Annotated in this window: 1 protein-coding gene; it reads left to right on the forward strand. The window is 50.5% G+C overall.

Going from position 1 to position 422, the window contains the following annotated elements; genetic code table 11:
• Positions 1-148: 148 nt before the first annotated feature.
• A partial coding sequence (locus tag GQV94_RS07655) for a hypothetical protein (protein WP_442778713.1) occupies positions 149-422 on the forward strand: 274 nt, incomplete at its 3' end.

The raw sequence follows: 422 nt of genomic DNA on the forward strand, positions 1-422 counted from the left end.
TCATTGCTCTTCAGGTAGTACGCGGCAACGAGAACATTTATCTATTGCTGCGCTAATCCTGTCTTAAACCGGGCATCAGCCTGCGATGTGATGTCCGGTTAACTCATGGTATGCTGCTGCCGTTCCCTTTTTTAACGACGCCTCCATCATGTTTGTGAAGCTCTTACGTTCGGTCGCAATAGGTTTAATTGTCGGCGCTATTCTGTTGGCCGTGATGCCTTCTTTGCGCAAAATTAATCCTATCGCCGTCCCGCAATTCGACAGTACCGATGAGACGCCAGCCAGTTATAATTTTGCGGTTCGCCGCGCCGCGCCTGCCGTCGTCAATGTCTATAACCGCAGTATGAACAGTACCGCGCATAATCAACTGGAGATCCGCACGCTGGGTTCCGGCGTGATCATGGATCAACGCGGTTATATTA

It is taken from the genome of Campylobacter sp. TTU_617, from assembly GCF_016599045.1.
GTDB lineage: Bacteria > Campylobacterota > Campylobacteria > Campylobacterales > Campylobacteraceae > Campylobacter_D.